At 34.7% G+C, this 20,647-nt stretch carries 20 protein-coding genes; 7 read left to right on the top strand and 13 right to left on the bottom strand.

What is annotated here, in order from left to right; genetic code table 11:
• The first annotated feature begins 32 nt into the window (after positions 1-32).
• On the top strand, positions 33-611 hold the full coding sequence (locus QWT87_RS09005) for a pentapeptide repeat-containing protein (protein ID WP_302715760.1): 579 nt from the start codon (positions 33-35) through the stop codon (positions 609-611).
• 1 nt (position 612) lies between these two features.
• On the opposite strand, the gene QWT87_RS09000 is transcribed toward QWT87_RS09005, so the two are convergent.
• The 3 genes from QWT87_RS09000 to QWT87_RS08990 all read right to left on the bottom strand — a co-directional run bounded on the left by QWT87_RS09000 (position 613) and on the right by QWT87_RS08990 (position 4,614).
• Positions 613-753, bottom strand: a complete 141-nt coding sequence (locus QWT87_RS09000) for a hypothetical protein (protein WP_302715759.1) — start codon at positions 751-753, stop codon at positions 613-615.
• Between the two features lie 510 nt (positions 754-1,263).
• Complete coding sequence (locus QWT87_RS08995) at positions 1,264-1,977, bottom strand: C40 family peptidase (protein ID WP_076391401.1); 714 nt, start codon at positions 1,975-1,977, stop codon at positions 1,264-1,266.
• A gap of 441 nt (positions 1,978-2,418) precedes the next feature.
• Entirely contained in the window at positions 2,419-4,614 is a 2,196-nt protein-coding gene (locus tag QWT87_RS08990) for a glutamine synthetase III family protein (protein ID WP_302715757.1), read from the bottom strand.
• A gap of 382 nt (positions 4,615-4,996) precedes the next feature.
• Here QWT87_RS08990 and QWT87_RS08985 point away from each other — a divergent pair, with 382 nt between their 5' ends.
• The 3 genes from QWT87_RS08985 (at position 4,997) to QWT87_RS08975 (ending at position 9,327) form a co-directional block, all read left to right on the top strand.
• The gene (locus tag QWT87_RS08985) at positions 4,997-6,688 is read left to right on the top strand and encodes a DUF6909 family protein (protein WP_302715756.1); all 1,692 of its coding nucleotides are present in this window, start codon (positions 4,997-4,999) and stop codon (positions 6,686-6,688) included.
• A 198-nt stretch (positions 6,689-6,886) separates the two neighbouring features.
• A complete protein-coding gene (locus QWT87_RS08980) occupies positions 6,887-7,351 on the top strand; it encodes a DUF1572 domain-containing protein (protein WP_302715755.1) in 465 nt (154 codons plus the stop codon).
• A gap of 134 nt (positions 7,352-7,485) precedes the next feature.
• Complete coding sequence (locus tag QWT87_RS08975) at positions 7,486-9,327, top strand: M1 family metallopeptidase (protein ID WP_302715754.1); 1,842 nt, start codon at positions 7,486-7,488, stop codon at positions 9,325-9,327.
• A gap of 90 nt (positions 9,328-9,417) precedes the next feature.
• On the opposite strand, the gene QWT87_RS08970 is transcribed toward QWT87_RS08975, so the two are convergent.
• Positions 9,418-10,020, bottom strand: a complete 603-nt coding sequence (locus QWT87_RS08970; protein ID WP_288462352.1) for a hypothetical protein — start codon at positions 10,018-10,020, stop codon at positions 9,418-9,420.
• 146 nt (positions 10,021-10,166) lie between these two features.
• Between QWT87_RS08970 and QWT87_RS08965 the strand changes: the two genes are divergently transcribed.
• The gene (locus tag QWT87_RS08965; RefSeq protein WP_087708562.1) at positions 10,167-10,925 is read left to right on the top strand and encodes a type III pantothenate kinase; all 759 of its coding nucleotides are present in this window, start codon (positions 10,167-10,169) and stop codon (positions 10,923-10,925) included.
• Between the two features lie 76 nt (positions 10,926-11,001).
• Here the strand turns inward: QWT87_RS08965 and QWT87_RS08960 are convergent, their stop codons facing one another.
• The 9 genes from QWT87_RS08960 to QWT87_RS08920 form a co-directional block, all read right to left on the bottom strand.
• On the bottom strand, positions 11,002-11,433 hold the full coding sequence (locus QWT87_RS08960; RefSeq protein WP_076391415.1) for a nucleoside deaminase: 432 nt from the start codon (positions 11,431-11,433) through the stop codon (positions 11,002-11,004).
• Positions 11,434-11,955 carry an energy transducer TonB gene (locus tag QWT87_RS08955; protein WP_302715751.1) on the bottom strand — a complete coding sequence of 174 codons (522 nt, stop codon included), beginning with the start codon at positions 11,953-11,955 and terminating at the stop codon, positions 11,434-11,436. It lies immediately after the preceding gene.
• 162 nt (positions 11,956-12,117) lie between these two features.
• A complete protein-coding gene (locus tag QWT87_RS08950) occupies positions 12,118-13,038 on the bottom strand; it encodes a helix-turn-helix transcriptional regulator (RefSeq protein ID WP_288462347.1) in 921 nt (306 codons plus the stop codon).
• A 122-nt stretch (positions 13,039-13,160) separates the two neighbouring features.
• Positions 13,161-14,894, bottom strand: coding sequence for a hypothetical protein (locus tag QWT87_RS08945; protein WP_302715749.1), 1,734 nt, complete (start codon positions 14,892-14,894; stop codon positions 13,161-13,163).
• Positions 14,895-14,900: 6 nt separating this feature from the next.
• Positions 14,901-15,128, bottom strand: a complete 228-nt coding sequence (locus QWT87_RS08940; RefSeq protein ID WP_116098240.1) for a hypothetical protein — start codon at positions 15,126-15,128, stop codon at positions 14,901-14,903.
• A gap of 15 nt (positions 15,129-15,143) precedes the next feature.
• Positions 15,144-15,788 (bottom strand): leucine-rich repeat domain-containing protein, encoded by a 645-nt coding sequence (locus tag QWT87_RS08935; RefSeq protein WP_302715748.1) that lies wholly within the window; start codon positions 15,786-15,788, stop codon positions 15,144-15,146.
• 167 nt (positions 15,789-15,955) lie between these two features.
• Positions 15,956-16,129 (bottom strand): hypothetical protein, encoded by a 174-nt coding sequence (locus QWT87_RS08930; RefSeq protein WP_302715747.1) that lies wholly within the window; start codon positions 16,127-16,129, stop codon positions 15,956-15,958.
• Between the two features lie 446 nt (positions 16,130-16,575).
• Positions 16,576-17,613, bottom strand: coding sequence for a patatin-like phospholipase family protein (locus tag QWT87_RS08925; RefSeq protein ID WP_302715746.1), 1,038 nt, complete (start codon positions 17,611-17,613; stop codon positions 16,576-16,578).
• Positions 17,614-17,803: 190 nt separating this feature from the next.
• Complete coding sequence (locus tag QWT87_RS08920; protein WP_273077787.1) at positions 17,804-18,304, bottom strand: M15 family metallopeptidase; 501 nt, start codon at positions 18,302-18,304, stop codon at positions 17,804-17,806.
• A 343-nt stretch (positions 18,305-18,647) separates the two neighbouring features.
• Between QWT87_RS08920 and QWT87_RS08915 the strand changes: the two genes are divergently transcribed.
• Together QWT87_RS08915 and QWT87_RS08910 are read left to right on the top strand one after the other, a co-directional pair.
• Positions 18,648-18,950 carry a hypothetical protein gene (locus QWT87_RS08915; protein ID WP_268052434.1) on the top strand — a complete coding sequence of 101 codons (303 nt, stop codon included), beginning with the start codon at positions 18,648-18,650 and terminating at the stop codon, positions 18,948-18,950.
• A 29-nt stretch (positions 18,951-18,979) separates the two neighbouring features.
• Positions 18,980-20,578, top strand: coding sequence for a hypothetical protein (locus tag QWT87_RS08910; RefSeq protein ID WP_302715745.1), 1,599 nt, complete (start codon positions 18,980-18,982; stop codon positions 20,576-20,578).
• Positions 20,579-20,647 lie beyond the last annotated feature (69 nt).

Here is a 20,647-nt window from a genome sequence, read left to right as displayed (position 1 = left end):
TTCGTGAGATAAAATAACTCTCAACAAAGTTTATGAAAGAATCCTATTTTTCAGATCAGAATTTCGAGAACAAAAATTTAACGCAGCCTTTAGACAAAGGCGAATACGAAAACTGTACTTTCCAAAACTGTAATTTAGAATACGCCAATCTTTCAGGCTATAATTTTAACGATTGCGAATTTATTGGCTGCAACCTCAGCATGATGAATCTGGTTTCAACAGCTTTTTGCGAGGTGGTTTTTAAAGAGTGTAAAATGTTTGGACTGCATTTTAACGACTGCAACGAATTCGGATTATCGTTTACATTTGAAAGCTGTCTTCTCAACAATTCCATATTTTATAAAACAACAATTAAAAAAACGCTATTCAGAAATTCAAAATTAATTGAGGTTGATTTTTCTGAATGTGATTTATCGAACGCAATATTTTCCGGATGCGATCTCTCCGGAGCTGTTTTCGACCACACCAACCTTGAAAAAGCGGATTTCCGTACATCGTTCAGCTATTCCATAAATCCGGCTTCAAACAGGCTTAAGAAGGCTAAATTTTCGCTTTCTGAAATTCATGGACTCCTTCATCAGTTCGATATTGAAATTGATAAAAATGGATAGATTACAGTTGATGGTTAATCGTCGATCGTTTGCTGTCTAATACCATTTTATCTTTGGATTTTCTGTACATAAATATTCCGTAGGAATTGTATCTGTGCAGCATAAATGAAGAATGCAGAATCAGAACTCCGCAGGAGTTCAATTTCAAAGTATTTTAATAACAAAATGAGATAAGGATTGATCTAAGCTCAATCTCGAAGCTTTTACAGGTGAAGTTAGTTTGTTAAACTAACCTCAGTCCGGATTAAGAAATAAATTAAATAATTGTTTTACAGTATTGTATTGATTTATCGCAAAGAAAAACAAAAGATTTTTTTACTTATTGAAAGTTTGTAAGCTAAACAAAGGCACTTTGTTTATTTAAAAAAGACAAAAATGGTATTACTTTGATAAGTTTTACGCCTTTGTATATCTTAAAAGCTGAATTCCTGATAATTTAATCTCTTTGTTTAACCTTGCGTTTAAGAAGACTTATCCCGAACTCAGATTAAACTAAAAATAAATTATTTATCTTCTTAGTATTAGAAAAAAGCAATTCCCCTTCTCTGAAGGGGTGGATTTTGCCAAGCAAAAGACTGGATAGTTAGAAACTAAACAATAAAAAAACCATCAAAATCTTGATGGTTTCATTATTTAAATCAATTATTTAAAATTAAAAACTTGCTGCGTTTGCTGCCGGAGTTGTTGTTGCAAGATTATTGTAAGCTTCTCCGTTTTCGTTGATGATTCTCTTTCCGAATCTGTATTTTGGACCCCAATAAGAATCATTCAATGAAGAAATCATGACTCCTTTTGAAGTTGCGGCGTGAATAAACTTCACTTCTCCGTCTTCTGTTACGCTTTCTACGATTCCTACGTGAGAAATTCTTCTTCCGTGAGAAAAGAAAATCAAATCTCCTTTCTGAAGGTTTTCTTTTTCTATTCTTTCACCTTCTTCAGATTGTGAAGCTGCTACTCTTGGTAAGCTAAGACCTGCTGCTGCACCGAAAACTGAAAGTACAAAAGCTGAACAGTCAATCCCGTTTCTTGTCATTCCTCCGTAACGGTAAGGCGTTCCAAGATAAGTCTGTGCTTCGTTTAAGATGTTATCGATTGTTGCGTTATGTTTGATTGCTTTTGCAATCTCAGAATTTTTGATAGAATTTTTTGCGTTGGCTAAAGTAGCTGCCTTTTCTGCAAGAAATGAGTTGATTAATTTCTGCTTATCCTGCTCCATTTTGTTTGTTTCAAGAGAGGCAAGTTTGGCATCTGTTTTGTATTCTTTAGCGTAAGTTGCTGGTTTTGAAACTACGTAGTTTGTAACACACGATTGTAACGATACAGTAGAGACGAAAGCAACTAGATAAAACAAAACTCTTTTCTTCATATATATTTGATTACCGTGTTAAAAAAGGATAGTATATTTTCAAAAGCAATACAAAAATATAGAATCCAAGTAAAAGAGCCCCGATATGACAATTGTCAGGTTCTTTATTTAACACATTTTAACATAATTTTTACGTATGTTAAAAAAAAATAAACCGCAACCGCCTGTTTTCGGGAGGTGTGCGGTTTTTTTTATTAAGATTCTTTAACAAAATTATTGCAGATTGTCGTAAAATGTGGGGGTCCTAATTCAGATATTTCTAAAATACCCATTATAATTTTTGTTAATAAATGATTGGTTTTTCGGGTGTTTATATTCATTAACTCTACTTTTAAGGCTCTTATAACGTCTGCTGTATTCGTTTTAAAAAAAGAATTCATACCTCATAAAAAAACTCCCCGATCAATCGGAGAGTTTCACTAATATGGAACTTTACAAATGTTACTTTGTAAATAACATTTCTCTGTATTTCGTCATTGGCCAAAGCTCATCATCTACCATCATTTCAAGATCGTCTGATGCTTCTCTGATGGTGTCGAATAAAGGTTTTACCTTATTACAGTATTCTTCAGCCTGTTTTTGGCTTTCTGTAACTGTTTTTGCCGCTTCTCTTGCTTTGATAAGATCTTCAACACCTACTTTAATTTTAGAAACATTCTCAGAAATACTCGTGATTAAGCTCATCTGTTCTTTTGCCAAAGACTTGAATTCTTTGTCTCCGAAGATTTCTTTTAACCCTTTAACGTTCTCAATCAGTCTGTTCTGATAATTTAACGCAGAAGGAATAATGTGGTTTCTTGCGATGTCACTTAACACTCTTGCTTCGATATCAATAACCGTAGAATATTTTTCTAATTTAATTTCGTTTCTTGCTTCAACTTCTCTGTGCGTGAAAATTCCCATCTCTTCGTAAAGCGCTAAGAATTTCTCATCCATTTCCTGCTTAAGAGCTTCGGGAGTTGTTTTTAAGTTGTTTAAACCTCTCTTTTCCGCTTCTTTAGCCCAGTCATCAGAATATCCGTCTCCTTCAAACATAATGTTTTTACACTGCTTGATGTACTCTCTCAATACATTGAAGATTGCTTCATCTTTCTTAAGACCAGTTTCAATTAAAGCATCTACTTCTTTCTTGAAGTCGTTTAATTGTTTTGCAGCAATTGTGTTCATTACTGTCATAGATTCTGCGCAGTTTGCAGAAGAACCTACCGCTCTGATCTCGAATTTATTTCCTGTAAATGCAAATGGAGAAGTTCTGTTTCTGTCGGTGTTATCCAACAAAATTTCAGGAATTTTTCCAACTACATTTAGTTTTAAATCTGTTTTTTCGTCCGGAGAAAGTTTTCCTTCCGTTACTTTTTCAAGCTCTTCCAAAACTCTGAACAACTGGCTTCCGATGAATACGGAAATAATTGCCGGCGGAGCCTCGTTTGCACCCAATCTGTGGTCGTTGCTTGCAGAAGCGATACTTGCTCTTAATAAATCTGCATATTCGTGAACTGCTTTAATTGTATTCACGAAGAAGGTTAAGAACTGTAAGTTTTTCTTAGGATTTTTTCCCGGGCTTAAAAGGTTTTCACCTGTGTCAGTTGCTAAAGACCAGTTGTTGTGCTTTCCACTTCCGTTTACCCCAGCGAAAGGTTTTTCGTGGAATAAAATATGGAAATGGTGTCTGTGAGCAATTCTTGCCATAACGTCCATTAACAAAGAGTTGTGGTCAACAGCAACGTTTACTTCTTCAAACATCGGAGCCAACTCGAATTGATTCGGAGCTACCTCGTTGTGTCTTGTTGTAACCGGAATTCCCAATTTCATACATTCAATTTCCAATTCTTTCATGAAATTCATTACTCTTGTAGGAATTGAACCGAAATAGTGGTCATCCAACTGCTGTCCTTTTGCAGGAGAATGTCCTAATAAAGTTTTACCTGTTAAAACCAAATCAGGACGAGACTGATATAATGCAGAATCTACTAAGAAATATTCCTGCTCCCAACCTAAAGTAGGAGTTACTTTTGTTACATTTTTGTCGAAATATTGCATTACATTGGTTGCAGCTTCGTCTACCGCGTTCAAAGCTCTTAGAAGTGGAGCCTTATAATCTAAAGTTTCTCCTGTGTAAGAAATGAAGATCGAAGGAATACATAAAGTAGTTCCCATGATGAACGCAGGAGATGTAGGATCCCAAGCAGTGTAACCTCTCGCTTCAAAAGTGTTTCTGATACCTCCATTCGGGAAAGAAGATGCATCCGGTTCCTGCTGGATCAGTAAATTTCCGCTGAATCTTTCGATCGCTCTTCCACCTTCAATTGGTGTGAAGAATGAATCGTGCTTTTCTGCTGTAGAACCTGTTAAAGGCTGAAACCAGTGCGTGTAGTGCGTTACACCTTTGCTCATTGCCCAATCCTTCATAGCCACCGCAACCTGATCTGCAATGTGTCTCTGGATTTTGCTTCCTTTTTTTACGGCATCCATAATAGATTGGAATGCTTCTTTCGTTAAATATTCTCTCATGGTTTCCTCAGAGAAAACATTCTGACAGAATAATTCTGATAATTTTACAGGAACTTCTACAGAATTATCTCTTCTGAAGTCCTTGAATGGTAAAGTTTCTAACGCTTTGAATCTTAAAGTTGACATATTAGGTTAATTTTTACGGGGCAAATTTACAAAAAAATTGAATTGAAAAATATTTTACCCTAAAAATTTAAGGGGTGCTTTTGAAATTTAATATAATTTTAAAATATAATGAGTTTTTAAAGGGGCTTGAATTCCCGAATTGAAATTTTTATACCTATTAATATATGAGAAAATGAATCGAACTTTAAACTGTAACTTTTAATATTAAGAAAATTTATTGCTGATACTTTAGAAAAGAACACCTCAAAAATCTTAATTTTAAGACAGAAAAATAATTTTTGTTTGTTACGCTAATTGCGTTAAAATGCTGGTTAACAAATTAATAATATCATTTAAAATATTTTTCGTAACTTAGCAGACTTTTTATAAAAATTTTAAATATATGACAAATTCTAGAGCAAGAGAAACCACCGAGGCAATTGAAAGACTATACATATCTATGAGACACCTGTTTTATAGAGGTTTTTTCAAGCCGAGCGGAGTTTCAGGAGAAAGCATTAGAAGTTTGTTGAAGACGATCAATCCGGAAATTTACGGTACCATGAGTATGCCCAGCAAAGTGGAACTCGATGGTTTGATGTATGTTTTAGACAGACTTCCAGAAGGAATCGAAGAATGCGCTTTCATTCATCTTACATCAGACGAAGGTTTTGATAAAGGAAGTTTCGAACCGATCGTTCCTAAAAAAAGAAGAAGAAACTGTTACAGAATCGATGAACACCAGATGAACATTGAAGTTCTTTTGGGGCGTTCGGAAATTTATGATATTCTTACCCACCTTACCTTTTTATTTATTGAGGCAGATAAAGTTCGCAATCTGGCTTTCATTCAGGATGAAAACTGGAAACCGACAAGAGCCTTCAAAATTATTGAAGAAGTGGTGAAAGGAGAGAAAAAATTCAGCAGAAGAGAAAAAGAAGTTGCCCTTATTCATTTATCTTCTTTAATAGGAAGAACGTTTGATGAAACTTTAAAGGCTTATAATACTTTCGGGGATGATGAAAATCCTGACCGTTTATTCAAAATCATCTACAACCTTGCGAAAGTAAGTCTGGAAGATGCAAAACAGACCAGAGAAAGGGAAATTCATTTCAGTGCTATCTTAAAGGAAAGAGTAGGACATCACTATTTTGGTGAAAAGTGGGCGAATAAAGTAAAAGAAGTTTTGTTTGAAAATAATCTTCACATGAGACCGCTTCACATCATTTCTGCCAATATGCACTCTGTGAAAAATATGCTGTATGCCAACGAAGCATTGAAGAAAAAAGATCATAAAGAAGTAGATTACAAAATGTACGGAGAAATTTCCGACAAAAAAGAACTTCGCGATAAAGTTTCCAAATACGCTTTGGAACAGGGAATGATCTACATTAATGACAAAAGCGGAAGTAATATCGATGTGCAGATCATCGACCTCAGCAAAACAGATCTCAGAAATACGCCTTTTCAGGATATTAAATTTGCAGGAGATGATGTCGTAATGGTTTTTGATTATGCATTCGGAGAACAGGCTTACGAAATAATGGACGAATTGCTGAGACCTTACGAACATAAAGGGGAAGTGTACATGATGAAGGTAAAATCTGTTTCCATCATGGGTAAAGCGGGAATTCTTGCCGGTGGAAAAGGAGACATCATGATCCCGACTTCACATATTTTTGAAGGAACAGCAGACAATTATCCGTTCGAAAATGCCCTGAAACTTGATGATTTCAAAGATGATGAATTAAAAGCTTTCGAAGGTCCGATGATTACCGTTTTGGGAACTTCGCTTCAGAACAGGGATATTCTTTCATATTTTATGAATACTTCATGGAAAGCGATCGGTCTTGAGATGGAAGGGGCGCATTACCAGAAAGCCATTCAGGTGGCTTCGAAGATCAGACATCACATTACTCCGGATTTATTCGTGATGTATGCCTATTACGCATCCGATAATCCTTTGGAAACCGGAAGTACACTTTCTTCGGGAGGTTTAGGATTAACAGGAGTAAAACCGACGTATCTTATCACCTTAAGAATCTTAGAAAAGATCTTACAGAGCGGAAAGAAAGAATCTTCAACGAAAAAATAACTTGATTAATTTCAATTACATATAAACCTCGGATGTTTTCATTTGAGGTTTTTTGTTGAGACATGAATTCAGTTTATTCAAACACGAATGGCGCAAATTTTCCACACGAATTTCACTAAGTTTATTTGTGCCTAAAATTGTGTTTTTTATTTGTGAAATTTGTGGTTAAGAACATATCTTTAAGAAAAATTAAAACAAATGAGTTCAGCAGCACAATTAGCCAAAAGATTCCGGGAGGTCACATTAGATGGTTTATGGATTGCCAATACCAACTTTAAAGATCAGCTTTCCGATGTTTCTTGGGAAAAGGCAACAGCCAAAGTAGGCTCCTTAAATACCATCGCAATGCTTACTTTTCATATTGATTATTATATTGCCGGTTTAATTAACGTTTTTGAAGGTGGCGATTTGGAAATCAGGGATCAATTCAGCTTCGACCTACCTCCGATTGAATCTCCGGAACAGTGGGAAAACCTGAAAAGTAAATTTTTAAGCGATGCCAAAAAGTTCGCGGATTTATTAGAGAAAATGCCCGAGTCAAAAATGAACGAGGCTTTTGTAGACGAAAAATACGGAACCTATCTCAGAAATATAGATGGCATGATCGAGCATTGCTATTATCATCTGGGACAGATTACTTTGATTAAAAAACTTTTGAATTAAACACAAATGACGCTAATTTTTCACGAATCACACGAATTTTATTTGTGTTTAAAATTGTGTGAATATTAGTGATATTCGTGTTTAAATAGATTATTATTTTTAAATACTTATCTTTAGAAAAAATAAAATTTTAAATGAAAAAATCGGTTGCAATCCTGTTTGCATTTATCATTTCACAGTTTCATGCTCAGCAGGGAGCTTATTATCAGCAGAGTGCGAAATACAAGATGGATATTGATGTGAATGCTGAAAAGTTTACCTACGAAGGAAAACAAACTTTAGATTACAAAAATGACTCTCCGGACGAACTGAATGTTGTCTATTTCCATTTGTACTGGAATGCTTTTAAGCCCAATTCGATGATGGATCAGCGTGTTGCAGGACAAGGAAAAAACGGAGATTCCAGACTGCAGAAAGACGGTGTTTCAAGATTAGCTTCGATCCCGAAAGATCAGGAAGGAGCGCAAAATATCCATTGGATCAAACAGAACGGGAAAATACTGAAGTTTGAGATTCAGGAGACGGTAATGAAAGTTTATCTTGCAGAACCGATTAAGCCTAATTCATCCACTACATTTACTTTAGAATGGGATGCGGTAATTCCGCAGCAAATCAGAAGAAGCGGAAGAAATAACAGGGAAGGAGTGGATATGACGATGACGCAATGGTATCCGAAAATCGCAGAATACGATTACGACGGTTGGGCAACATTTGATTATATCGGAAGAGAATTTCACGCACCGTTCTCGGATTTTGATGTAACCATTAAAATCAACAAAGAGTATGTCATCGGAGCAGGAGGAATTCTGGAAAATCCTTCTGAAGTAAAAGGTTATGATGCTAATGCTAAAATTAAAGCAGATAAAAATAAAGCAACATGGAAGTGGAGTGCTAAAAATATCCTCGATTTTGCCTGGGCTGCAGATAAAGACTATATCGTAAAAAGTTTTGACGTTCCGCAAGGTCCGAAAGTTTTTTTAGTATATCAGAATAACGATAAAACAAAAGTCTGGGAAGAAGCACAGCCTTACATCACAAAATATTATCAGTTGATGAATTCCCATTTCGGGAAATATGTGTATCCGACATATTCTTTTATTCAGGGAGGAGATGGAGGTATGGAATATGGAATGTGTACCATGATTTTAGGTGAAGCAAATGATATTGAAGGGTTGATGGGATTAATGGCTCATGAAGGAGCGCATTCGTGGTATCAGCAAATTCTTGCGACCAATGAACCGATGCGTCCCTGGATGGATGAAGGATTTACAAGTTATGCGGAAGGATATGTGATGAATCAGTTGTTTCCTCCTGCAAAACAACTTCCGAATCCTTTTGCCAATTCTTTAAATGCTTACAGAAATTTTGTAAAAAAAGGTATCGAAGAACCGGCAATCTGGTTGGGAGATCATCATGATAACGGAACTTCCTATACGTATGCTTCTTATGTAAAAGGAGAATTGTATCTGGTTGAGCTGGGTTACATTATGGGGGAACAGAATCTTGCGGAAACATTGGAGCAGTATTATGATCAATGGGCGCTAAAACATCCTTCAGACAGAGATTTCTTACATATTGCCCAGAAAGTTTCGGGTATGGATCTGAAATGGTTTCAGAATTACTGGATCAATACCACAAAAACAATAGATTACGGAATCAAAGACGTAAAATATGATGCAAAATCCACCACCATTACTTTGGTGAATAACGGACAGGTTCCAATGCCGATTGATTTCAGTGTTATAACTACGGACAAAAAAATAATCAATTATCAGATTCCTATGAACATGACTCGTACGTGGAAGGAAAAAGATGCTTACGGAGAATTCAAAACAATGCCTTACTGGCCTTGGACGCAGAAAGAATACTCCATCACCATTCCTTATACAAAATCACAGTTATCGGTTTTAGGAATAGATTTCAGCCAAAGACTTGCTGATGTAAATATGGCGGATAATTTCGTTGAGGTGAAATAGAATTAAATTTAATGAAGCATAATAAATCCCTGAAGAGTTTTTTTCAGGGATTTTTTTATATGATATTACGTGATAATTGAAAGTGAATTTTTATTGAATTCCAAACTGTTTTACCATCCAGTGGTTAGAATGATTTTTAACCAAATCGTTTTTTAGGACTTCATCATTGGTATTGAGATAATGATAAACTTTTAAAGGAACAGAATCGGGATATTCTTTTAAACCCTGCGCAGCAAATGCTTTAGCTTCGTCCTTCTTGTTTGCACTGTCCAAAGATTCATAAGTATAAATATAAATGATGGCAGGAATTTTCCCATATATTTTTTGAAATTCACTATTCAATATTTTCATTGTTTCTACCTGAAATTCAGAATTAGGCTTTTTGCCAACCATTGCTGTCTGGCTTATATGCTGTTGATACATCAAAAACAACATCAGCAGGTGAATATTTTTTGTAGAAGGATCGGAAAGCAGATTCTGGATTTTTTCAATCGTTTTCGTGGTCATTTCATCATTTTCAGCCTGTAAGCTCTTGTTGTAGAACTCGTCCAGAATATGGTAAACCGTCTTATCGCTTCCGTCGATCTTTGCTTCTTTTTTTATTTTTTCAAATACTTCTTTTGCGCCGGCGGCAGTCTGTGAGAAAGCGTTAATTCCCGAAAGAAATAAAAATAGCAGAATCAGTTTTTTCATGAAAATTTGAGTTGAAGTGATTTTAGGTTTAAATATAAATAATAGTTTCTTAAATACAAGAAAATCTAAACCGTAGTTTTACTAAAATCAGTAAATTTAGTGCCTTAAAATTAATCGGAGATTTCCATCTTTTTGAAAATAAATAAATGAAGTCAATTGTAATAAACATAGGAAACAGCAATATCAGATTCGGACTTTTTAACGAAGACAACTGTGATATTTCCTGGGTAATTAATACAAAACCATACAGAACGGCAGACGAATTATACGTACAAATGCTGATGCTGTATCAGACCTATAAAATTGAGCCTGCAGAAATCAGTAAAGTCATTATCGGATCTGTTGTACCTCAGCTTACAAAAGTGATGAGTGCAGCAATAAAAAAGATCCACAATATTCATCCTGTGATTGTTGACAGAAATACGCCTTCCGAAGTCCAGGCAAAATCTAAACAGATGGGAACTGATATTTATGCAAACCTTGTTGCGGCTCATAATATGTATCCCGACAGAAAAAAAATTGTACTGGATTTCGGAACTGCACTCACGGCGAGCTGTGTTGCAGAAAGCGGAGAAACTTTGGGAGTAATTATCGCCCCGGGAATTGTTACTGCACTTAATTCTTTGATCAGCCAGACCGCTCAGCTTCCGGAAATTGAGCTGGTAAAGCCCAAAACCGTTCTGGGTTTAGATACGGTAACCTGTATGCAAAGCGGAATGGTCTACGGATTTCTGGGAATGGTAGAAGGATTCATAGACAGAATAAACGATGAGGTAAACGATGATTGTTTTGTGGTGGCAACCGGCGGAGTCTCTCATGTCTACAAACCTCTAACGGATAAGATTCACGTGATGGACAGATTGCATACTTTGAAAGGCTTATATTTTTTGGGTAAAAATTTATAGTAAAAGGTTGAGGTTCAGATTTAAAAAGCGATTGATAAATAATATCCTAACCTTAACCTCAACCTCAACTTTTATATCATCTTTTAGATTTAAAGAATTCTTTCACAATTAAAGAACATTCATTTTCTAAAATACCTGTAACGATTTCTGTTTTGGGGTGAAGAGAAAGGTTCTTATTGATGAACCCCCGTTGTTCATCTCTTGCTCCGATGACAACTTTCGAAATTTGTGACCAAGACAATGCGCCGGAGCACATTACACAAGGTTCCATTGTGACATAGAGAGTACAGTCTCTTAAATATTTTCCACCCAGAAAATTGGCAGCAGAAGTTATTGCCTGCATTTCTGCGTGAGCCGTTACATCGTTTAAGGTTTCAGTGAGATTATGGGCTCTTGCAATCACTCTGTTATTGGAGACTATTACGCATCCGATAGGAACTTCATCTTTTTCTAACGCGGTTTCAGCTTCATGAAGAGCCATTTTCATGAAATATTCGTCGGTAAACATTTATGGTTCAATATTCATGGTTAAAGGAAGCCGAAAACGATATCGTACCGGATCACCGTTGATGATAGCCGGAGAAAACTTTTGTGAAACAGAATAAAGAGCAATTTCTGCCTGTCTGTTGAACGTGAAATTATCTCCCTCTGCCTGAACGTTGCTGATGCTGCCATCTTTCTCTACAATAAAAGCCACATTAGTTTTTACGGTTTTTACTTCGGAATATACACCACCGAGGTAAAAAAGATCAGCCACTTCTTTTCGAAGCTGATTTATTCCCCCCGGATAATCTGCCATTTTATCTGTAACTACCGAAGGAGCCGCAGAAAGCTCAGGAGACAAAGTTTTCAGTAATTTTAATTTGCTAAGATCTTCAAGGTTTTTGGTTTTTAACAAAGCTCCTGTAAGCGCGACATTTTCTACACTGTCCATTTTCTGCATGAAAAGCATATAATCTAGCTTTATGGATGCTTTATGATAATTATCGGTCTCCGCATCAAATTTTTTCTTAAACTCTTTGCCAAGCATTGAACGATGCTGATTATAATAATTCTTAATGAGTTTAAATTCCTCTGTCTGCTGTGAAAAGCAGAAAGAAAAAACACCGCAAAAAAGAAGTACAAAAAAAGATTTCACTTTGGTATATTTATGTAAAAGTAATCAAAAAAACGTATCGAAATGATAAGTTTTTTAGCTTTCAAGATACCTGTTTAAAGACTCCTGAAGATTTTTGCGGATATCATTAACTAAAACTTTAGGTTCGAGTACCTGAACTTCTTTTCCAAAGGAAAGGATTTCCTGCATAAAATCGTAAGTAGGATGCAGGAAAAACTCAAAAAATATTTCTTCCGGTGTTTCTTTGGTTTCTTTCTGAGACTGATGAAGAGGAAAACTTCTGATGTATTCTCCCTGATGCCTGCTGCATTTCAGAACAATTTTCTGTGGATTTTGCTCCGCAAGATTCATTACCCCAAAAGCATTTTTGAAATGTTCGCGGAAATTGTATTTGTATTTCTCCCTAAAATTATTTTTAGAAACATCCAGATAATTAATTCTGTCTAGTCCGAAAGACTTCAGCATTTTGTCTTTCGTATCAATAGCAATAAGATACCATCTGTCTTTAGATTCCTTCAAAGCCAACGGATGAACTTTCCTGGAAGTCATCAGCTTATTTTTATAGTTGTAGTGCTCAAAGGAAACAATTCTTTTGTTACGGATAGCAAAGAAAAGATCATAAAAATGCTCAACACCTGTCGGCTTTCTGCTTTCGAAAAATATAAGATTAGAAAAATCAGGATGAAGATTCAGCGCATTGCTTACCTGAAAAGATTCCAGTAACTTCTGGTTGTATTCATCCACTTCCATAATCGGGCGGCTCTCAATATAATAACGATTGTCTCCCTTCTTTTTATTATGAATGGAGAGATTGAAAAGATCCGAAATTTCCCGGATATCTCTTTGCAGTGTACGGATAGAGTAACCCTTTATCCCCGCATCCTGAAATTCAAAGGAGTTAAGCAGATACTCTTCCAGCTGTGAATAGGTAGCCGGAGAACTTTCCAATCTTTTTATAATTAAAGCGTATCTTGTAAGATAAAAATCTTTTTTCATTGCTAAAAGTTTCTACCACAAATATATGCGGTTAATGCGACAAAACTTGTCGTGTTTTATTTTTTTATGAAATAAATTCTGAATCTAATTTGTGATTCGCATAAATTTGAATCAGTATTTTGTTAATCAGTTAATTTAGTGTATTCTAAAGTAAGAGTAAATGAATCAATTTTAGAATAATCAGAATTTGGAATCTTCACATTTAGTATTCTTACTAGCATTTGATTTATGCTTATGAAAAGTTCTCCATTCCATTGGTTTCCTGCAAAAGCAATTTCGTTTGCCCACCATTCTGTAAACATTTGATTGGAAATTATTGTTTCTATATTCTCAAAATCTTTATAAATTTCTATAATGCCGTTTTGGGGAATTTCATCATAAAATACCGTTTTTGTATAAATTGTTTTTCCATTAATCCATTTACCGTTTGTTTTGATTTCTGTTTTAGAGTAAGATGATTTTTTGTCAATATATTTCTTTTGTACATAATCTAGCTCGTCTATATTATCGGTGTAATCATAATATCCAATGAGCCCTCTTGATTTTGGTTTGTTACAAGTAATGGTAAATGATTCTCCTTGAGTTACAATACCTGATTTTGATATGCTCGCAACATCTGAACCGATTTCAATAAATTTTATACCATCAGAACCGAGTAGACTTCCAGTGTCAGAATTATCTGCGCTAAAAATATATTGTGAGGTAAGTTGCGTATAATTAGAAGAGTCTTTTATAAAAATATCTCCGGTAACAGGTTTTGTAGAATCTGCTCCAGTAAAGGGTATATATTCCGTTTTGTTTTCCCATCCAAAAGTACCGTCTGGTTTTGCTACGATATTTTTGGAAAACTCGGAACTTCCCTGAGCATTTGGCATGTATTGAGAGGGGATTGTTAAAGGAGCGTTAATAGATAGTCTGTTATTGGGCAGCTCTCCATATATAATTGCTTCCGATGAATTAATCCTGCGCGATTTATTTGAGCCAATTACCAAAGCATCTACCTGATTAGGTAAATTAATGCAGTTACCAATGATGATTGAATTATTCATCGCAGAGTTTGCTGTCCTCATATAATTTCCTGCACCAATTACAATATTATTAAAATTTCTGTATAACGTATTATTTAAAGTTGACGCTCCGATAATAGTTGACATGGCTGCTCTTACAGGAGTACTTCCGTTACTATTGATAGCCCCACCCACATAAGTGTTTAAAGAAGAATTAAATGATGTACCGTTGTATCCTGATAACGCAACTTGTTCTTTCATATAAGCTGCTGCTGCGGGAGAAATATTTGCTAAATCCGATTCTAATATTTCTGATCTCAAATTAAACCCCGTATAATGCCCAATGAATACATTTGTAGATGATCTATTTAGCTGATATGCAGTAGCGTATCCAAGAGTTGTGTTATTGCTTCCTTCTGAGACTTCAGAAAGACTGTAACAACCGACAGAGGTATTATAGGATCCTGAGCTTAACTTTTTTAAAGTATTAATCCCGAAACCTAAATTATTACTTCCGGTATGCTCGGGATTCATGTCACCAAAATAATATCCGGAAGTTTTTTCATTAAATCCAAGTGCGGCAGATCTTCCTTTTGCAGAAGCCAAAACGATTTCATTCTTTGTTGTAGAGTTCCCTCTATTGGTTATGTTATCAAATGTATCACTGCTGTCAGCAGATTGTTTGGAAATAATTCCATTATTATCGGTAACAAAACGTTCGTGTGATCCTTCTTTTCTCGGAACCAGATATATTTCAAGGGGCTCAAAAGATTTAATTTCGTCCTGATTATTAGTATAATTGCCTTCTGCAATATTTATACTTTTTATTATAATTTCTCTAAATTTCATAATTGATTATTTTGAATTATCCGGAAAGATCCAGACTCCGCCGTCATCTGCTCCAATTTTTTCGTTCACGTAAGTTAAGGTTGCAAATTCAGAGGTATCAATTATATCTGGCAGAGAATCCAAAGCTATTTTCTCTTCTTTATGCCAATAAGAATCCATCCATTCCCAGAAATGCTCTTGTTTAGGCTGGTCTCCCTTCTCAAAATAAAGTTTTAATTCTTCTTTTGTTGTCATTTTTTAATTTTAAAGTTATTCTGGTAAGTCTCTGTATGTAATCACTGCTGTTGCAGGAATTCCTGCGGTGTTAAGATCTAAACCAGCGGGTGCAGAGACGGTTTGTAATGAAGGGATATAAAAAGCGTTTTGTCCTACTGACTTTACTGAATCTGGGATGTACAGATTGAATAGTTTAGTGGATCCGGATAAATAAAATGCGGAAGCTCCTATGTATTCTAAATTTTCTCCCAGAATTAATTCAGATATATTAATATTATAGCTATTAAATGCATTGATTTCGATGACTTTACAATTATTAGGGATATTTATACTTCCAGTTATATATTGAGATAAAAATGCAGTGTTTTTTATTTTTTCTAAAGTATCCGGAAACGTAATTTTTGTAATATAATTTTTAGTAATACCGCTGAAAGAAAAACTACTTGCGCCAATAACTTTTACCCCCTCTGGAATAACAATTGCTTTGGCTACACCTAATAATTCTGTGCTGTCTGTTAAAGAGTACATAAGATGTTGTTCTGTGGCTAAAAGATCAGTAGATTTAAGTGATATTTTCTCTTCTTTATGCCAGTAAGAGTCCATCCATTCCCAGAATTGATTTTGTGTGGGCTGATCCCCTTTTTCAAAGTAAAGTTTTAGTTCTTCTTTTGTTATCATAATATATGTAATTTTTTGTTTATTGATTTATGTAGATGTTTTGATGATGATTTTTAAACACAGTTCCGGCTGTTCAACATTTGAAAAATGAAGAATTTAGAAAAACGAAACAAGGATAGTAGTATACCAGACTGCTGAACAGCGGCAGAACTTGATGTGTTTAAAAATTAATTGATATATATTTTCTTAAAGGTCATCATTTTTAAAAATCCGTCGCAAGAGGTTTGGATGTCATTAAGATAATTGTCGTAATCTGTTTCAGCATTTTCAATATCGCTCCATTCAATGGTGTAACGGGTTCTGTCGAAGATAATGTCAGAATAATGATGTTGTGTTTTCATTTTGTTTTTTTTATTTGGTGTTAAAAATTGAATATGTTTTTATCGTAAATGTTGAATTCAAAATTTATTTTAATTGTTCTTCTGCTCTGTTTTATTTTATATTTCAAATGTAGGAGCAGCAAACGTCAAAACTTGACGTATTATTTATTATTTTCAAAAAAATTAAAATTTTTCTGTAATATATTTTCTGATGAAGATGAAAAATAGAATGGTAGAGACAAAAGCAGCGATTACCGAACATATTACATTTTCAATCGGCATATATGGATGTCCATCTTTTGTGACCGGAGGATTGAAGTAGTCTAACAAAAAATAAAACAGCCTGCAATAAAAGATAGAATGTTGAGTATAAGAAATGTAAATATTGTCTTCATGATTGATAATGATTAGTTATTATTTAAATATAATTAAAAAAGCTTATATTGATTTATTATAAGGTTTAAAGCTTATATTTTGTTTTTAATCAGTTTTTGTACTATCTGGTTTAAAGTTTCTCTGTTTTCGTCGATATAACATAATCCTGCCTGTATAAGATTTTCAATATTCGATCTTTTTACATTATCCATTGCAGGAGAAGCATTTTTTAATGAAGGATTAAGCCGGTAATAATTTTTCTGATTTCTCAATCCTAAAGTCTGAAACATCTGAGAAAGCTGATAATCTACTGTTTCGGCATTGGCAGACATCAAAATATCGATTATTGGGTTCACCCAGCCAATTTTTCCGGATTTTTCCAGTTTTTTGAAAGAATAAGATCTTGCCTCGATGCCTGTTCCGATGGAAACAACAATCATATCATTTACGCTCGGATGATTGGCTTTCTGATGATTTTTCAAAACTTCTGCAAACGGAATTTTTCTGGCTTCTGCGTACGCGCACAAAGCCGGATTATTGGCAAACATCCCACCGTCGATCAGGCTGAAAATCTGTCCGTACATGGATTTTATCTGAACCGGGCTAAAATATGTAGGAGCTGCAGAAGTCGCTCTGCAAACGTCTTTTACATAAAAATTATCGGTACTTAAGTTCGCTTTCCAGGAATTGAAAAGCTTTGCTCTTCTGTTTTCTATATCGTAACTTGTTATAAGGCATGGTTTTATGAGTTCTTTTAATTCTAAATTTCCAAAAAAATCATTCAGATTTTTTTCAAGAGCTTCCTGAGAGATCTTTTCGTTCAGAAGTCCGAAAGGATTGACCAAACGTTCCCAAAAAGAAACCTGAAATATGTCGCCACCTTTTTCAGCATACAATTCTAATCCTTTCTGGATAGAATATTTTGCTTTTCGGTGTTCATCGGGACAAAGAATAATAGAAGCAATCAGTCCGCCGGTGCTGCTTCCCGCAACAAAGTCGAAATAATCACCAAGTCTGGCGCTTGGCTTATCATACAACTGAAGCTGCTCTTCGATGTAACGCAGAATAATGCAGGTGATAATTCCCCTTATTCCGCCTCCGTCCAAAGAAAGAATGGTTGTCTTTTTCATATGATTTTCACTTTTTTTTAAAGAAACATTTAACAACTTTAGACAAGTAAAACCAATAGATTTCCGGGAAATGACTATTGGTTTTAGCTTGATATAATAATTGCTTTGATGTTATCTTACTGAGGCAAAGATAAATGGGGTCAGCGACAAAACTCGACGCATTAAAAAATAATTTTCAAATAAAAGAGAATTAAAATACAGGATAATTGTCTTTGTCTCTGGGCATTTTATAGAGCGTTCTCCAGCTTGTTTTTGCCAACCCTTTTTTTGTAGGAATATTCTTTTTCTCAAAATGGGGAAGGTCTTTAAAGGTCTTCCAGTTTCCGCCCCAGTCCCAGCCGTATTTTGCGAAAATCTTTACACATTCGTACCAATCGGCAACCTGATCGTTATCCCAATCTTTTGCGGTGTCCCAACTTGCAGTTTTTCCATCGATCATTAAACAGATGTCGACTGCCAATCCGTAATTATGGATGCTTTGTCCCGCTTTTGCATTAGTTACTTTTTTCCCTGAAGTAATTCTTCCGATGGCGTAAAGTTTTTCCTGTTCTTCAAAACTTCTTAAGCCCTGTGTAATTCTTATTTTTGCTTTTCCGGTTAATGCTTCATTGCATTCCTTCACAATCTGTTTTACCTCTTCCCTTACATAGGGATGAAGTTTTTCAATTCTCTGTAAACTTACTTTATCCATTATTTAAAATTTTATGATTTTGAAAATACAAAGCTATACATAGGAAACGCCAAAAGGTGACGTGTTTTTTATGAATTTTAATGATAAATAAATATTGTTTTGAGATGAATTAGAATATTATTGTTAGCCAGAAGGTTATTGATTTTTAGCTTTAAAATTTAAACGTCTGCTCTTTGTATTAGAAAATTAATTTTTAATACGTCGAGTTTTGGCGTTTTGCATATCCATTTTTGTGATATGAAAAGTACAGTTTTTAGGAATGAAATTTAATCATTAGAAAACTTAAAAATTCTGATTTACTTTTTTTAAAAACTTTCAAACATCATATGCAAAATCAAAAAATATGGAAAATAGTAACAGCTACGAAAATTCTGCACTTGCTTTAGACAGTATTTACAATGTCTTAAGCTGGTACGACAGGGTGTCTCTTCATTCTTATATGCAGGGAGGGAGTTTAGTAACGAAAAAGGCGACACAACTTTTAAAGTTTGTAAAAACATACGAATGGTATCCTCCTAAAATGCGATATACTCAAAATAATGTATTGGAGTATTATGAACCAAAACAGGAAAGCTGGTTAAAAATTGCACAATACATGAAAAATCACCCTAAACTGACGGTTCAGATTCAGGAATATCTTAATTAAAAATAGACACAAAAAACAAATTATTTATTATGAGTACAGACAAAAAAGAATTAAAAAGTTGGTTTTCAGAAGGTTTAAAACCTACTCAGGAGCAGTTTTGGGAATGGATAGACAGCTATTATCACAAAAACGAGTCTTTATCTATACATACTGTTAATGGATTAGAGAATGCTTTATTAATTAAAGCAAATAAAGATGCTTCAGACTTCTCTCCGGAAGATATTGAATCTTGGAAAACAATTCTTGGAGTAAATGACATTCCTGAAAATATTGCCACTAATGACATTAAATTAGGGAATGGAGAATTAATTTCAGGAACTTCTTATACTAAGGAGCAAAGTGATGCTAAATATTACAAGAAAGTAGATATGGGATATTTTAATTCTAATTATGTGCTTCTTGCAGATGGTACACCCAAAGCAGCTGGAGATTTGGGGAAAAATATTGCGAACTCTTCCCTAACTTCTGTAGCCGGAGCCGGTTTAACGTTGGGAGCAGACTGGACAGTAAATACTTCAGGACTAAAATATTCAATCACAGGATTAAATGATGTTACCAATGATGCGACATTCACTGCATTTTTATCTCAAAACGCAGCAGGAATAATTGGACGGTCAAATGGAGTAAAACCTTTTCTGAATATTCCGACAATAATGTCTGAAGCTGAGAAAACGGCATGGAAGACATCTATGAATGGAGGATGGACGACCAATGCGATGAATGTGGGACTGGTTTATCCTTCAGTTGTTCCAAAAGCAACCAATTCTAATAATTTGACATTTATCACTTTAATTGGCTCTAATCTTAATTTAAATCCGAGCAATTTCAGTATTAAAATTATAAATTCATCAGGAAGTGTAGTAGAAACTATTGATAATTCTAAAGTTACTCTGCTCAATGCAAATATGATTAGTTTTTCGTTTAATACTCAGACTTATTCTTTGGGAGATTACACAATAAGATTGTGGAATGGAGTTGCAGATTATAATACACCTGCAAAATTTACCGTATTTGATAAAAATTCAGCAAATGAAGTCGATATCAGCAAAAATGAATGGACCAGAGTTACAATAGGAAATCTTCCGTTTGATAACGAATTGGTAAAAACCCCAAATGAACTGAATATAGGATATGATGCCGATTTATTTAATGCTGCAGGACAAAATGATAATATTGTTCTCTTAGCATATTACACGCAGTCCTTTCTTTCTGCAGCCGACGATTTTGTAATTGAAGGAACGATCACAAAAGTAGGAACAAACTACAATCCTTTTGGTGGTGCAATAGGATTCGGAATTACAACATCTCTTAACGATACTCTTACATCTGAAAAAAATTCTGGTGCGGTTACTGTAGGTAATAACTCTGCTCATTATGCTTATTTTACGACAGGGGGATACGGCGGAGTAAATGTGGGAATCAATGATAATATGAAATTTATTATTTCTAAAAAAGGAAATTTTGTAACAACATCTATTTACAAAGACGATGGTAGCTTCGGGGTTGCGACAAATATGATTGATAATAATCTGGCTACACCTGTAAGATTTAAGGTTTTTGCTACATCTTTTCAGTATACTCCAAATGCCACTTTAGGTGTAAAAATATCAAGCATAAGAAAAATATAATTGAAAAATTTCGTCATGAGTTTGTTCTCATAGATAAATAACATTTCTAATACATCAAAAACTGGTGTA

The sequence above is a fragment of the Chryseobacterium urinae genome, from assembly GCF_030518295.1.
Classification (GTDB): Bacteria; Bacteroidota; Bacteroidia; order Flavobacteriales; family Weeksellaceae; genus Chryseobacterium; species Chryseobacterium mucoviscidosis.
The sequence above is the reverse complement of the archived record's forward strand: the minus strand, read 5'-3'. Positions and strand labels throughout refer to the sequence as shown.

Excerpts from the sequence above, each read along its gene's own strand:
- QWT87_RS09005 (WP_302715760.1), top strand. The coding sequence starts at position 33 with ATGAAAGAATCCTATTTTTCAGATCAGAATTTCGAGAACAAAAATTTA.
- QWT87_RS08995 (WP_076391401.1), bottom strand. The coding sequence starts at position 1,977 with ATGAAGAAAAGAGTTTTGTTTTATCTAGTTGCTTTCGTCTCTACTGTA.
- QWT87_RS08990 (WP_302715757.1), bottom strand. The coding sequence starts at position 4,614 with ATGTCAACTTTAAGATTCAAAGCGTTAGAAACTTTACCATTCAAGGAC.
- QWT87_RS08985 (WP_302715756.1), top strand. The coding sequence starts at position 4,997 with ATGACAAATTCTAGAGCAAGAGAAACCACCGAGGCAATTGAAAGACTA.
- QWT87_RS08980 (WP_302715755.1), top strand. The coding sequence starts at position 6,887 with ATGAGTTCAGCAGCACAATTAGCCAAAAGATTCCGGGAGGTCACATTA.
- QWT87_RS08975 (WP_302715754.1), top strand. The coding sequence starts at position 7,486 with ATGAAAAAATCGGTTGCAATCCTGTTTGCATTTATCATTTCACAGTTT.
- QWT87_RS08970 (WP_288462352.1), bottom strand. The coding sequence starts at position 10,020 with ATGAAAAAACTGATTCTGCTATTTTTATTTCTTTCGGGAATTAACGCT.
- QWT87_RS08965 (WP_087708562.1), top strand. The coding sequence starts at position 10,167 with ATGAAGTCAATTGTAATAAACATAGGAAACAGCAATATCAGATTCGGA.
- QWT87_RS08960 (WP_076391415.1), bottom strand. The coding sequence starts at position 11,433 with ATGTTTACCGACGAATATTTCATGAAAATGGCTCTTCATGAAGCTGAA.
- QWT87_RS08955 (WP_302715751.1), bottom strand. The coding sequence starts at position 11,955 with ATGCTTGGCAAAGAGTTTAAGAAAAAATTTGATGCGGAGACCGATAAT.
- QWT87_RS08950 (WP_288462347.1), bottom strand. The coding sequence starts at position 13,038 with ATGAAAAAAGATTTTTATCTTACAAGATACGCTTTAATTATAAAAAGA.
- QWT87_RS08945 (WP_302715749.1), bottom strand. The coding sequence starts at position 14,894 with ATGAAATTTAGAGAAATTATAATAAAAAGTATAAATATTGCAGAAGGC.
- QWT87_RS08940 (WP_116098240.1), bottom strand. The coding sequence starts at position 15,128 with ATGACAACAAAAGAAGAATTAAAACTTTATTTTGAGAAGGGAGACCAG.
- QWT87_RS08935 (WP_302715748.1), bottom strand. The coding sequence starts at position 15,788 with ATGATAACAAAAGAAGAACTAAAACTTTACTTTGAAAAAGGGGATCAG.
- QWT87_RS08930 (WP_302715747.1), bottom strand. The coding sequence starts at position 16,129 with ATGAAAACACAACATCATTATTCTGACATTATCTTCGACAGAACCCGT.
- QWT87_RS08925 (WP_302715746.1), bottom strand. The coding sequence starts at position 17,613 with ATGAAAAAGACAACCATTCTTTCTTTGGACGGAGGCGGAATAAGGGGA.
- QWT87_RS08920 (WP_273077787.1), bottom strand. The coding sequence starts at position 18,304 with ATGGATAAAGTAAGTTTACAGAGAATTGAAAAACTTCATCCCTATGTA.
- QWT87_RS08915 (WP_268052434.1), top strand. The coding sequence starts at position 18,648 with ATGGAAAATAGTAACAGCTACGAAAATTCTGCACTTGCTTTAGACAGT.
- QWT87_RS08910 (WP_302715745.1), top strand. The coding sequence starts at position 18,980 with ATGAGTACAGACAAAAAAGAATTAAAAAGTTGGTTTTCAGAAGGTTTA.